General features: G+C 52.2%; 14 protein-coding genes. 10 read left to right on the top strand and 4 right to left on the bottom strand.

What is annotated here, in order from left to right; translation table 11 throughout:
* Positions 1-72 precede the first annotated feature (72 nt).
* The 10 genes from iorA to HZB31_12690 all read left to right on the top strand — a co-directional run bounded on the left by iorA (position 73) and on the right by HZB31_12690 (position 10,420).
* The gene (iorA, locus tag HZB31_12735) at positions 73-1,911 is read left to right on the top strand and encodes an indolepyruvate ferredoxin oxidoreductase subunit alpha (GenBank protein ID MBI5848785.1); all 1,839 of its coding nucleotides are present in this window, start codon (positions 73-75) and stop codon (positions 1,909-1,911) included.
* Positions 1,904-2,503, top strand: a complete 600-nt coding sequence (locus HZB31_12730) for an indolepyruvate oxidoreductase subunit beta (protein ID MBI5848784.1) — start codon at positions 1,904-1,906, stop codon at positions 2,501-2,503. The genes iorA and HZB31_12730 overlap by 8 nt, the downstream gene beginning before the upstream one ends.
* A gap of 164 nt (positions 2,504-2,667) precedes the next feature.
* On the top strand, positions 2,668-3,969 hold the full coding sequence (locus HZB31_12725) for a phenylacetate--CoA ligase (protein ID MBI5848783.1): 1,302 nt from the start codon (positions 2,668-2,670) through the stop codon (positions 3,967-3,969).
* A gap of 8 nt (positions 3,970-3,977) precedes the next feature.
* A complete protein-coding gene (locus HZB31_12720) occupies positions 3,978-4,388 on the top strand; it encodes an ACT domain-containing protein (GenBank protein MBI5848782.1) in 411 nt (136 codons plus the stop codon).
* A gap of 31 nt (positions 4,389-4,419) precedes the next feature.
* The gene (locus HZB31_12715; GenBank protein MBI5848781.1) at positions 4,420-5,598 is read left to right on the top strand and encodes an ABC transporter substrate-binding protein; all 1,179 of its coding nucleotides are present in this window, start codon (positions 4,420-4,422) and stop codon (positions 5,596-5,598) included.
* A gap of 45 nt (positions 5,599-5,643) precedes the next feature.
* Positions 5,644-6,534 (top strand): branched-chain amino acid ABC transporter permease, encoded by an 891-nt coding sequence (locus tag HZB31_12710; GenBank protein MBI5848780.1) that lies wholly within the window; start codon positions 5,644-5,646, stop codon positions 6,532-6,534.
* Between the two features lie 17 nt (positions 6,535-6,551).
* Entirely contained in the window at positions 6,552-7,616 is a 1,065-nt protein-coding gene (locus HZB31_12705) for a branched-chain amino acid ABC transporter permease (protein ID MBI5848779.1), read from the top strand.
* A 2-nt stretch (positions 7,617-7,618) separates the two neighbouring features.
* Positions 7,619-8,377 (top strand): ABC transporter ATP-binding protein, encoded by a 759-nt coding sequence (locus tag HZB31_12700; protein MBI5848778.1) that lies wholly within the window; start codon positions 7,619-7,621, stop codon positions 8,375-8,377.
* Complete coding sequence (locus tag HZB31_12695; protein MBI5848777.1) at positions 8,370-9,107, top strand: ABC transporter ATP-binding protein; 738 nt, start codon at positions 8,370-8,372, stop codon at positions 9,105-9,107. The genes HZB31_12700 and HZB31_12695 overlap by 8 nt, the downstream gene beginning before the upstream one ends.
* Positions 9,108-9,121: 14 nt before the next feature.
* A complete protein-coding gene (locus HZB31_12690; protein ID MBI5848776.1) occupies positions 9,122-10,420 on the top strand; it encodes a phenylacetate--CoA ligase in 1,299 nt (432 codons plus the stop codon).
* A gap of 303 nt (positions 10,421-10,723) precedes the next feature.
* Here the strand turns inward: HZB31_12690 and HZB31_12685 are convergent, their stop codons facing one another.
* From HZB31_12685 to HZB31_12670, 4 genes are all read right to left on the bottom strand, one after another.
* Positions 10,724-11,158 (bottom strand): SgcJ/EcaC family oxidoreductase, encoded by a 435-nt coding sequence (locus tag HZB31_12685; GenBank protein ID MBI5848775.1) that lies wholly within the window; start codon positions 11,156-11,158, stop codon positions 10,724-10,726.
* An 89-nt stretch (positions 11,159-11,247) separates the two neighbouring features.
* Positions 11,248-12,297: a twin-arginine translocation signal domain-containing protein gene (locus tag HZB31_12680; protein ID MBI5848774.1), complete on the bottom strand. Its 1,050-nt coding sequence runs from the start codon at positions 12,295-12,297 to the stop codon at positions 11,248-11,250.
* A gap of 101 nt (positions 12,298-12,398) precedes the next feature.
* A complete protein-coding gene (locus tag HZB31_12675; GenBank protein ID MBI5848773.1) occupies positions 12,399-12,911 on the bottom strand; it encodes a lipocalin-like domain-containing protein in 513 nt (170 codons plus the stop codon).
* A gap of 213 nt (positions 12,912-13,124) precedes the next feature.
* Positions 13,125-13,698 (bottom strand): Crp/Fnr family transcriptional regulator (locus HZB31_12670; protein ID MBI5848772.1); only part of this gene is annotated, 574 nt, incomplete at its 5' end.

The raw sequence follows: 13,698 nt of genomic DNA, 5'->3' as shown, positions 1-13,698 counted from the left end.
CAGCCATGCTAAGTTATTGAAAATAACGCGGGGGTATGATAACCTAAAACTCTTTTATAACTGGATAACCTCATGAAAAATAAGAAGAACATTGGAGATAAGGTGCTGTTTTCCGGCAACGAGGCGCTCGCACAGGGTGCTTTTGAGGCAGGCGTCAGAGTGGCGTCCGGATATCCAGGCACGCCGTCGACAGAAATACTCGAAAACCTCTCCACGTATGAAGGCATCTATACTGAATGGGCTCCGAATGAAAAAGTGGCACTTGAAGTGGCGTTAGGTGCTTCTTTTGCCGGTGCTCGTGCGCTGGCAACCATGAAACATGTCGGTCTGAACGTTGCCGCTGACCCGCTCTTCACTGCTGCTTATACCGGCGTCAAGGGCGGTCTTGTGATCGTGACTGCTGACGACCCTGAGATGCACAGTTCCCAGAACGAGCAGGACAACCGCAACTATGCATACGCTGCCAAGGTGCCTATGCTGGAACCTTCAGATGCAACAGAGGCAAAAGAGTTCCTGAAAATCGCCTACAGAATAAGCGAGGAGTTCGACACTCCGGTCCTGCTCAGGACCACCACAAGGGTCGCCCATGTAAAAGGCATCGTGACGATCGGGGAAACAGAGAGTTCAAAGGCCACGCTCGGCATAGAAAAGATGCCTGAAAAGTTCGTTATGCTTCCGGCCCATGCGCGTAAACGCAGAGGGGAACTCGAAAAACGAATGGGCAGGCTCAGGGAGTTCGCAGAGACTTTTCCCGAAAACCGCATTGCATGGGCAGATAAGACAAGAGGTTTCATAACCTCAGGCGTCTCCTATCTTTATGTTAAGGAGGCCTTTCCTGAGGCATCGGTCTTGAAGTTAGGCATGGCATATCCTTTCCCCGACAGGTTGATCAGGGATTTTGCAGCACAGGTGCAGGAGCTTATAATCGTAGAAGAGCTCGATCCCTTTATCGAAAACCATGTAAAGGCCCTGGGCATCTCCTGCAAGGGCAAGGAACTGATACCCGCCTCCGGAGAGCTGAATTCGCATATTCTGAGGAAGTCCATTACCGGAGAATCTGTCAGAGAACTCTTCGCACCGGTGCCCATACCGATGAGGCCCCCAAACCTCTGCGCAGGCTGTCCGCACAGGGGCATATTCCACGCAATCTCAAAACTCAAGGTCTTTGTAGCTGGCGATATCGGCTGCTATACACTGGCTGCGCTCAAGCCGCTTTCGTCCATGGACTCATGTGTCTGTATGGGCGCGAGCATCGGCACTGCCTTTGGCATGGAAAAGGCCTTAGGCAAAGAATCCCTCGGCAAGATCGTGGCAGTGATCGGCGATTCAACCTTTATGCATTCGGGCATTACCGGGCTGATTGATGTTGTATATAACCGCGGTTTTTCTACGGTGATCATCCTTGATAACAGAACTACCGGCATGACCGGCCACCAGCCAAACCCCTCAACAGGCGTTACGCTGGGCGGCGACTTAAGCGGAGGTATCGACATTGAGGCGCTCTGCAGAGCCATCGGCGTCAAGCATGTGACCACGGTCAATCCCCATGATCACGAAGAGGCCGGCAAGATCCTTAAGCAGGAGATCGAGAGGCCGGAGCCTTCGGTCATCATCACCAAAGCGCCCTGCGCACTGCTTCCTGAGATGAAAAAACGCAAGGACAAGAACATTCACCGTGTTATTGAAGCCAACTGCACCGGATGCAGATCGTGTCTGAGGATCGGCTGTCCTGCCATCGAATGGGTGCCGCTTACCCCTGAAGAGGCAAAACAGTCAGGCTATAAAGAAACCCAGAAGGGACATTCCTATATCAATGCGGTAATGTGCGACGGTTGCGGTCAGTGTGCACCGCTCTGCAAGTTCAAGGCGATCGTTGCTGCGGACCAGGACAATGGTAATAAGAATGGATAAGGTCATGAACCTTTTTCTCTGCGGAGTCGGCGGACAGGGAATCCTCCTTGCAAGCGAGGTGATCTCATCTGCCTGCATTCATTCGGGGTTTGACGTAAAACAGAGCGAAGTGCATGGCATGGCCCAGCGCGGCGGCTCAGTCATATCGCACATCCGCTTCGGCGAAAAAGTCTACTCACCACTCATTGAGCCGGGTGATGCAGACCTTGTTGTCTCCTTTGAATTGCTGGAGGCCCTGCGCTATCTCCCTTATATGAACAGCAACACCCGGGTGATCGTCAATACGCAGAAGATCCTTCCTGCGCCGGTTGCAACCGGCATGGACACGTATCCGGCCGATGTCCTCGACCAGCTCAAACAACGTAAGTTATCGGTCTTTCCGATCGACGCCTTTGATATCGCCCGCTCGATAGGAGAAACCAGGGCGGTCAATATGGTGCTGGTCGGCGCGCTTTCGGTTTTTCTGCCGATCCAGGAGAACATTTTTATGCAGGTGATCGAAAAACGGATACCGGAGAAGATCAGGAAAGTAAATATTGACGCATTCCTGAAAGGGAAAGAGACCGTGCGGGGAATGCGTACTGACTCGTAATGAGCCTTAATTAAGCATATAAAGAAGGCGGGTTTGTAAAAAGAGCCGGAGGCAAGGCGGGCAAGAAATGAGGAATGAGGCGTATCGGAAGATACGTCGCAGTGACGCATTTCGAAGCGTAACGCAGCATACGGACTTTTTACGAAGCCGCAGAAGGAGCAGTTATGATCTGGAACGAAGAGTTCGAAACACTGCCAAGAGAGGCACTGGAAGCCCTGCAGCTGAAGCGGCTGAAGAATCTTGTCGAGCGGGTTTATACCGCAGTCCCTTATTATCGGAAGAAGATGGACGAGGCAGGCGTAAAGCCGGCTGACATCAAAGCACTCGCGGATCTCAGAAAACTGCCCTTCACCACAAAAGAAGATTTACGCCTGAACTATCCCTTCGGCCTTTTCGCCGTTCCCTTTGAAAAGGTGGTCAGAATCCATGCCTCATCAGGCACGACCGGGAAGCCGACCGTGGTCGGGTATACCAAAAACGATATTGACGCATGGGCAGAACTCATGGCAAGGACCCTCTCGGCAGGCGGCGCACATGCCGGTGATGTTGTGCATAATGCCTATGGGTACGGCCTGTTCACCGGAGGCCTCGGCGCGCATTACGGTGCGGAAAGACTCGGCGCGGCAGTCATCCCGATCTCCGGCGGAAACTCCAAGCGCCAGATCATGCTGATGCAGGACTTCGGCTCGACAGTGCTCATGTGTACACCTTCCTATGCCCTGAACCTTGCTGATGTGATGAAGGAAATGGGTGTAGACCCGAAGAGCCTGAAACTCCGTGTCGGTCTCTTCGGAGCAGAGCCCTGGTCGGAAAATATGCGGCAGGAGATCGAGGCGCGCCTGAACATAAAGGCGATCGATATCTTCGGTCTGAGCGAGGTAATGGGACCGGGTGTTGCCTCCGAGTGCATTGAAGAGAAGCATGGCCTCCATGTGTTTGAAGATTACTTCATCCCTGAGATTGTCAACCCGGAAACCTTTGAGCCCGTGCCGCATGGCGAACTGGGCGAACTGGTCTTTACAACGCTCACTAAAGAGGCCTTCCCGGTCATCCGGTACCGCACGAAAGACCTCTCAAGGATCATTGACGCACCCTGCTCCTGCGGCAGGACCTTCCACCGGATGCAGCGTATAACCGGAAGGACTGATGACATGCTGATCATCAGGGGAGTGAATGTTTTCCCTTCACAGATAGAACATGTGCTGATGTCCATCGAAGGGGTCGAACCCCATTATCAGATTATCGTCGACCGCCAGGCATCCCTCGATATTATGGAAGTGCAGGTGGAGGTAAGCGAAACCATCTTCTCTGACGAGATCAAGGTGCTCGAAAAATTGGGCAGGAGGATCGAACGGGAGATCAAGGACCTGCTGGGCGTCTCCTGCAAAATTAAACTCGTTGAGCCCAGGACCATCCAGCGGTCAGAAGGAAAAGCGAAACGGGTGATCGATAACAGGAAACTGTAAAATAGGCAATCAGCGACCAGCCTTCAGCTCTCAGTAAAGGATTGTATTGCAGCGTGCTTGCAGAGGCAGGGATCAACATCCGCGCCCTTTCACTGGCAGCCACAACGGAATTCGGCATACTGCGTCTTATCGTAAATGACACCGAAAAGGCAAAGCAGGTACTAAAGGAAAAAGGCTTCACGGTCGGCAAGACCGAGGTGATCGGCGTTGAGGTGGCAGACAAACCGGGAGGTCTGGCAGAGATCCTGAACGTGATGAAGGCCAACAGCATCAATGTCGAATACATGTATGCGTTTGTTCAGAAGTCGGCCGGAAATGCGGTCATCATTTTCCGTTTCGATGAACTGGAAAAGGCAATCGACGCGCTGCAAAAGACAGGTATCAAAATCATGAAAGGCGAAGAGATCTATTCGATCTAAATTTTAATTCCATCAAACGGAGGAAGAAAGCATGAAGACAGTTAAGATTCTGGCAGTACTGTTGTTGACGTTTATGGTCCTCGCAGCACCTGCATTTGCAAAGGACACCATCAAGATCGGGGCGATCCTTGCGGTCACAGGCCCGGCATCATTCCTCGGAGCGCCTGAGGCGAAGACGCTCGAAATGCTCGTTGAGGATATCAACAAAAAAGGCGGCATCAAGGGAATGAAGGTCGAGCTGATCATCAAGGATTCCGGGGCAAACCCCGAGAAGGCGCTGTCGTTTGCAAAGCAGCTGATCGAGGAAGACAAGGTCCTCGCCATCATCGGCCCATCAACGAGCGGTGAGACGATGAAGATCAAGAGCGTGGCTGAAGAGGCAAAGGCAATTCTTCTTTCCTGCGCAGCCGCTGAAGTGATCGTGAACCCTGTCGCAAAGTATGTGTTCAAAACACCCCAGATGGACAAGGACGCGGTGATCAAGATTTTTCAGCAGATGAAAGCCATGAAGCTTGTCAAGGCAGGCGTTCTGGCGAGCAACACCGGCTTCGGCAAGGCAGGCAAGGAGCAGATCGAGAAGCTCGCAGCCGAGCACGGCATTCAGGTGGTTGCCAGTGAAGCGTATGACAGCAAGGCCACAGACCTTACCGCAGAGGTTACCAAGGTAAAGGCTGCAGGCGCAGAAGCGATCATCAACTGGTCCATTGAACCGGCCCAGGCAATCGTGATCAAGAACGCCAGACAGATCGGCTTCAAGGGCCCCATATTCCAGAGCCACGGCTTCGGCAACATCAAATACGTTGAGGCGGCCGGCGAGGCTGCTGAAGGCGTGATCTTTCCTGCCGGCAGGCTCCTCATTGCAGATGTACTGCCGAAGAACCATCCGCAGAAGGCTGTCCTGACCAAATATAAGAAAGACTATGAGTCCAAGTTCAAGGAAGAGGCCAGCACGTTTGGCGGTCATGCGTATGACGCCATGCTCATCCTGACAAAGGCGATCGAAAAGGCCGGCAAGGCTGACAAGGAAGCCGTCCGCAGCGCCATAGAAGGACTTAAGGGCGTAGTAGGCACCGCAGGTATTTTCAACTTTACTGCGCAGGACCATAACGGTCTTGACATCAATGCATTTGAGATGCTGACCGTAAAGAAGGGCAAGTTTGTACTGCTTTCAGCCCCGTCCCAGAAAGAAGGAGCTTCCAAAAAGAAATAGGTTTCTGACGCAGGGGCGGGAAACCGCCCCTGCAGAGCTTACTGCATGAATATCGAACTTCTCTCCCAATATCTTGTCGCCGGCATAACCTACGGGACGATCTATGCGATCGTCGCGATCGGGTTCAATATCATTTATAACGCCACGGGCATCATCAATTTCGCCCAGGGCGAGTTCGTCATGCTGGGCGGCATGATCGCCGTTTCACTGCATACCATTATGCCCCTGCCTGCGGCAATTCTTGCGGCAGTTCTCGCGACCATGATCATCGGCGCACTTATCGAAGTCATCTTTATCCGCTGGCTCGACAACCCCTCAGTGCTCCGTATGATCATTATCACGATCGGCATATCCATTTTCATCCGTGAGGCAGCGCTCCATATATGGGGCGAGGGCGTTCGCGCCCTTCCCTATTTCACCGGCACGGAGGTGACAGTCTTTTCGATAGGCGATGTGCATATTTCGCCGCAGGTGCTCTGGGTCACCGGCGTCTCTGCCGTGATCGTCCTTCTTCTGAACTTCTTTTTCGACTATACCCTGTTAGGCAGACAGATGCGCGCCTGCTCAGCAAACCGTGATGCCGCACAGCTTTGCGGTATCAGCGCAAAAAATATGGTAACGCTCTCATTTATACTCAGCGCCGGCATCGGCGCACTTGCCGGATGCGTTGTCTCTCCGATCACGTACGTGCAGTATGACAGCGGTACAGGGCTGGCGATCAAGGGCTTCACCGTAGCTATCCTCGGCGGACTCGGCAACAGTACCGCAGCGATTGCCGCAGGGCTGCTTCTCGGCATTATCGAGTCCTTCAGTGTTTCGCTCATGCCTTCAGCATTTAAGGACGTTGTTTCGATCACGATCCTTCTTCTGATACTGTTTGTTCGGCCAAGCGGCATCTTCGGCAGCGCTGAGGCCTCCCGCCTGAAGGAGTTCTGAGAATGCGTTCTCGATATATGCCGGTCGTTGTCTTCGGCATCGCCATAATCGCCGTACAGCTCCTGACTGTCTTTGCAGACAGACCCCAGTTCATGACGCAGTTCACCATGACCGGCTACTATTCACTCGTGATAATAGGCCTCTGCCTGCTTATGGGATATGCAGGACAGATATCCCTGGGACATGCCGGTTTCTTCGCCATAGGCGGTTATATTTCGGCGTTTCTTACCACGCACGACCTGACGCCCTACAAAGACAATATCGTGCTCGCCGCACTTTCGAAGACCGGGATACTGACGGCAGCGCAGGACCTTTATGGCGGAGGCTCTCTTGTTTTTCATCCATGGGCAGCCTTCATCACCGCAATAGTGATCACGATAGCAATCGCTTATGTCATAGGCGGCCCTGTTCTGAAGCTCAAGGGCCATTATCTTGCGATGGCAACGCTCGGCTTCGGCACCATTGTCTACAAACTGGTTCTCGGTACCGGATTTTTCGGTGCTGCGGACGGACTTTCCGACATCCCCGGGTTCAGGATACTGCCTGGCCTTGAAGTGAGCGGGAAAACCGGGATAAGAGTTCAGAACTATTATATCGCCTGGGGCCTGGTAGTGCTTGGGATGCTGCTGCTCACCAACCTCATCCATTCGCGCGTCGGCAGGGCACTTCGCTCTATCCATAGCGCAGAGGACGCAGCCAATGCCATGGGTGTAAATACAACAAGGTATAAGCTGCAGATCTTTGTGCTGAGCGCTGTTTTTGCCGCAATGGGAGGGGTATTTCTTACCCACTATAATGGAGGCATCGGTCCGTCTGAGGCGTCGATCATGAAATCAGTCCGCTATGTGGCGATTGTGGCAATAGGCGGGATGGCTAATCTCTGGGGAGCACTGTCCATGGGTATTATTCTGAACTTCCTTTCCCTGCGGGGCTACTTCGGGTCTTATGACGATGCTATCTTCGGCGCGATATTGATCGTTATTATGCTTTTTGCCCCTGAAGGACTGCTCCGCAGTGAAGTCCTTCAGGGCATAAAAATGCGGTTCTCCCCGGGGAAGGGATCAGGGAGCAAAGAGGCATGAACATGCTGGAAGTTCATGATCTCAGCAAGCGTTTCGGCGGACTGCAGGCTGTCGGCAATGTCAGCTTTTCGGTACGCGAGGGGATGATTAAGGCCCTGATCGGTCCAAACGGTGCAGGCAAGACAACGCTGTTTAATCTTATTTCCGGCGTTATCACTCCCGACTCGGGAGTTATCAGCTTCTGCAGTTCCGAAATTCATCGTCTGCAGCCCTACCAGGTGGCGGCAAAAGGTATGTCGCGCACCTTTCAGCATATCCGGCTCTTCACGCATATGACCGCACTTGAAAATGTGATGATCGGCAGGCATCTGCATGGCAAGGCGGGCTTTTTGGCAGGCATGATGAATCTTCCCTGGACTTCACGGGAAGAAAAAAAACTCAGGGAGCGATCCCTCGAAATAATGGAATTCCTCGGCATTGCTGACTTCGCCGATACCGAAGCCACAAGTCTTGCGTACGGCCAGCAGAGGATCCTCGAAATAGGCAGGGCGCTCGCCTGTGAGCCAAAACTGCTGCTTCTGGATGAGCCGGCGGCCGGACTTAATATGCGGGAAACGGCAGAAATGGCAAAGCTTATTGCACGCATCCGCGATACTGGCGTAACCGTACTGCTGGTGGAACATGACATGTCTCTCGTGATGAATATATCCGATGAAATCGTCGTCCTGAGCTATGGCCAGAAGATCGCAGATGACCGGCCTCTCGCGATCCAGAAGAACCCTGAAGTCATCAGGGTCTATCTTGGGGAAGATGATGCTTAGGATAAGGAACCTCGAATCAGGATACGACCGCCTCAAGGTCCTGAGACATATCTCGATTCATGTCAGCCCCGGAGAGATTGTCACGATCATCGGAGCAAACGGCGCAGGAAAGACAACACTGCTTAAGACCATAGCAGGGCTGATCAGATCACGGGCTGGTGAGTTGTTCTTTGAAAAGCAGGACATAGCACGCCTCTCTCCCGAAAAGATCGTATTTCTCGGTTGTTCGCTCGTCCCCGAGGGCAGACAGGTATTTGCACCGATGACGGTCAGGGAAAATCTGCTGCTGGGCGGGTATGTGCAGTATCGGCGCAACAAACAAAATGAGGTCGAAGAGGACCTTGAGCGCATCTTCGGGCTCTTCCCCAGGCTGAGGGAACGGGAAAAGCAGCTTGCCGGAACGCTCTCCGGGGGAGAACAGCAGATGCTCGCCATGGGCAGAGCCCTGATGGCACGACCGAAACTGATCATGATGGATGAGCCGTCAATGGGCCTTGCGCCGCTTATCGTAAAAGATATTTTTTCGATCGTTCGCCGCCTTCGGGATGAAGGCAGCACGGTCCTGCTCGTCGAGCAGAATGCCAGGGCTGCGCTCGGCATTGCGGACCGGGGATATGTCCTTGAAACGGGAAGGATTATTCTTGAAGAGAACGCCGAAGACCTGCTCTCAAACCGCGATGTACAGAGGGCCTATCTCGGCAGAGACCTTGATACGGAAACAACGATATAGCAACGGAGGTGGATATGTACTGGGAACCGGAAAGAGAATGCATGGACCGCGAGGAGCTGAAGCAGCTCCAGCTTGAGCAGCTCCAGGCTACACTGTCAAGGGTATATATGAATGTGCCGTTTTATCGGAAGAAATTTGATGAGATGCGTGTTGACCCCGATGAAGTCAGATCCCTCGATGACCTGAGAAAACTCCCCTTTACGACCAAAAACGATCTCCGGGACAATTATCCCTACGGTCTCTTTGCCGTGCCGCTGAGGGAAGTAGTCAGGATCCATGCATCTTCCGGCACGACCGGCATGTCAACGGTCGTGGGCTATACAAAAAATGACATCAAGAACTGGTCAAACCTTGTTGCGCGTGTGCTCACCGCGGGCGGCGTCACCAAAGATGACGTTGTCCAGATAGCATTCGGATACAGTCTCTTCACCGGAGGGTTCGGTCTGCACTACGGAGCAGAGCGGATCGGCGCGTCGGTCATCCCGATCTCAAGCGGCAACACGGCCAGACAGATCAAGATCATGCAGGACTTTAAGACAACCGCACTTGTCTGCACGCCAAGCTATGCACTGCTGATTGCTGATACGATCCAGGAGATGGGGATCGATATTAACTTATTGTCCCTCAAATACGGCCTGTTCGGCGCTGAACCCTGGTCAGAAAAGATGCGGAAGGAGATCCAGGACAAGCTCAGGATCATCGCAACAGACAACTATGGTCTGAGCGAAGTGATGGGTCCGGGCGTTGGCGGTGAATGTCTTGAGCGTAACGGTCTGCATATTAACGAAGATCACTTCCTGGTGGAGATCATCAATCCCGAGACCCTTGAGCCCGTTGCCCCGGGCGAAATCGGAGAACTGGTAATAACGACCCTTACCAAGGAAGCCTTCCCGGTCATCAGATTCAGGACGCGGGACCTCACGCGCCTCATTCCTGAGCCCTGCCCCTGCGGGAGAAAGAACGTCAAAATGCAGCGCGTTATGGGCAGGACCGACGACATGCTGATCATCAGGGGTGTCAACGTCTTCCCGTCACAGATTGAAAATGTGTTGATGAGCGTGGAGGGAACAGAGCCCCATTACCAGATCGTGGTTGACCGCAAGGGCGCGCTGGACGAGGTGACAGTGATGGTCGAAGTATCAGAATCGATCTTCTTTGACGAGATGAAGAAGCAGCATGAACTGATCGAGACGATCAGAAAGCGCCTCGCCTCGGAGCTGAGCATATCGGTGCAGGTGAAAATCGTCGAGAAAAAGACCATTGAACGCACTGAAGGCAAGGCAAAAAGAGTGGTCGACAACAGGAAGTTGTAGAAACAAGCAATCACTGATCAGAAATTGAAACAAATGCGGATTATTACTCGGAAGCTTCACAAGGGGAAGTCGAATACCACTTCCCCTTGTGAAGATATTGTCTCTATTTCCATAACGCTTATGAGCCAAAGGTATACTTTGTCCCCGCCGTATTTACGATAAAGGCGTCAGGCATCTCCCTGCTTATGGCCGTCATCGCCCTGAACCCGGTGCAGTGGGTCCCCACGATATGGTCTGGTTTCATCGCCTTGATATCGGCAACGGTATTTGAATAAGATCAGGCTTCGCGTTGCTCTACCCGGCCTACTGCTGCGCAGGCACTGCCGACGAGTGGTGATCTACAATTAACCAGCGGCCGACACGCTGCCGATAGACAAAACTGTATCGTGCAGGTCGTACGACTGATTTCCCTTCGCGATCCTCGGAAAAGGTGTAGGTTCCTGTGTTGATAGCAATGTCCCCATATACCCGGATCCGCTGTTCACCCAGAGTGACCTTATACGACGGCGGGACGGTCTGGAGAAGTTTGAAGTAGTCCCGAACAGCAGCTGGGGTGTCGCGAAGCGAGGCAGACCTCGTTCCCCAAAAAACCGCCTCCGAGTCATAGAGAGCAACCACTTCGTCCATATTGTGCCTGCTCATTGCATCGATCCATGTCTGCATGACCGCGGCTACGTCTTCCTTCGGCCCTGCCGACGACAATGACGGTGATACCAGTATAAAAAACGCAGTGAACATCAGCAAAATCCTGATAATGTCATTTCGTTTCGAGACTGCCGCTTCCGTAATATATTGTTTCATGATAGTTCTCCTTTCAACGCCGACGCCTATGCGCCGAAGGTATACTTCGTTCCCGAGGTATTAATGGTGAAGGCATCAGGCATTTCCCTGCTCATGGCCACCAGCGCCCTGAACCCGGTACAATGGGTGCCTACGATATGGTCGGGCTTCATTGCCTTGATGTCTGCAACAGTGTTTTGAATAAGCTCAGGCTTCGCAACAATAAGATGGAAGCCTCCCATGATCGCGTGCACCTTCTCCGTGCCTGAGATCTTCTGCGCATGCTTGACTGTGTTTACGATCCCGCAATGCGAGCACCCGGAAAGGACCACAAGGCCTTTCCCCTTTACGTTGAAAATAACAGCCTGCTCACCCGGAAAGGTGTCGGGTTCGATCTTGTCCCCTCGCTTTATCTGCTGAGACGCAGACCCTTTCTCATAGCTCGTTACCCTCTCTATTTTCCCGCTGACGTACGCGCCGGGGATGATCTCGGTCGGGGTCTTCGTCTCCACAACCCTTACACCAAGGGCTTCGAGATCTTCTTTGCTTAGTTGTCCAACATCAGTGGGTTCTGTTGCTCCAGGGCGAAGTGCATATCTCCGGGCAAAGGCCTCCTCGCCCACATAAAAAGGTGTTCCAGCAGCAATCTTGGACTGGTTCTGCCTGATGATACTGATCGCGCCTGTATAGTGATCGTAATGGCCATGGCTCAGGCTGAAGGCATTTGTCTTGCCAATATCAAGCCCTAACAACGCAATATTGTTCAGCACGTTTACCGGGTCAAGCCCGAAATCGAACATACAGGCGCTTGTCTTTCCACCAACAACCGTCTCGATATAATAAGAAAGACCGTGCTGCGCACTCATTGATTTCCCGGCCACTGAGCGATAGCGCTTTGTAATTTTTGTGTCAGGCTCATTAGAGTCAAAATAGTTGTCTGCCAGTATCCAGATCGTCAATTTATCTACTTCGGTGAAACCCGTGGCAGCCTCTGCCATTGCACCGGGGTTCAATGCCTCTCCGGCTGCAACCAGAACGCCGGTTGCTGCTGCGTACTTAAGAAAATCCCTGCGGTTTAATCCACTTTCCATCTCCATAGTGCATCTCCTTGGTGCGCTTAATTATTCACTTATCAGAAAAAGACCGGGCGCATACCGAGGGAACCGGGGAAAACATATTCCCCCGGTATGCACGTTGCCTACTTGGCCCGTTTCCAGATGACTAAATTCGTTCCGCCACCAACGGAAGGGGTGGGGTTTATCATCTTCATATCGTCTCCGGTAACGGTAACGGGCCGCTTCTGATCCTGGCCGTCCCAGTTGGGGAACGTACTTCCTTCTATGTGCAGATTCAACGTCATATCCTTATCGCCCGTCACGGTGTATGTTCCGATAGCGGCGACGGACCCCTGGACAACAGCCTGGTTTTCCTCAACGGTTCCTTTCTGGCGGGCCTTGGAAGCGAATTTCGGAAGGCTTGCCCGCAAAAAGGTCAGTGAAAACCGGCCATCAGGAGCCAACATCAGGGAGCCTCTGGGATTGGCACCGAACACATCAGTTTTCTTGCCATCCTGATCGTTATAGATTGAAACGAGAACCCAACTTCCCTGTACTGAACCAGCACCAGCTTCCGATGCTCCAGACAACATACCGACAACGATTACTGCAATAACCAATAAGACGACTGCTACTTCCTTAATAGACCTTTTCATTCCGTCCCTCCTTCTTTTTTCCCCCTTAAAAAGGGAGCTTGAATCCAGTTCTTAATACTGCACCTCTATCTCTTGTTGGCTCTATCTTTTCAGCATAAGGCAACAGAGTAAAGGTGAAATCACCATCAAGGAAGGTGAAAATACCATTGGACGGAAAATAGAATTCTTAGGGAAGTTCTTCGCAGGTGTGATATGAAGTATTATTACGGTTTTTTACTCAAAGTCTTCTGTATATACGGAAGGTGCTATAAGGTAATACGTGTCCTTCTCTATAATTATCTTTTCGGAAGCAAGAGTTCTTAGGATCTGCGAGGTCGCCTCCCGTGAAGCGCCTATTCTTATGGCCAGTTCCTTTTGGGTGCGCTTGCCTATTTTGAAGAAACCGTCTTCTACCTTCTTGCCCTCTTCTCTTATCAGTTCCCCAAACAGTTTTAATAACCGCTGCCGCACATCAAGAAATGCAAAGCGTTCTTCCCGTTCAGTTGCCTTTCTCAGCTTATGCACAAGGGTCGAGAGCAGATCGAGCGCAAGTATGGGGTCCCGCTTTAACGCTTCAATCAGCCTTTCCCGCTTTAACACAGCGAACGTCGAATCCTCCACGGCAACCACCGTTGCACAACGGGGTTTTCCATCGATAAGGCTCATCTCGCCGAAATAGTCACCAACATGCAGGTCCGTCAGGATATACTCTTCTCCCTCCTCGCTCATAAGAGTAACTTTCACCTTACCCTTCAGAATTATATAGAGGTCCGTACTGGTATCTTCCTGCACTATTATGACTTCATTT

The sequence above is a fragment of the Nitrospirota bacterium genome (assembly GCA_016235245.1).
Classification (GTDB): Bacteria; Nitrospirota; Thermodesulfovibrionia; order Thermodesulfovibrionales; family UBA6898; genus UBA6898.
Note: the sequence above shows the minus strand (reverse complement) of the source record. Positions and strands in the feature narration are given on the sequence as shown.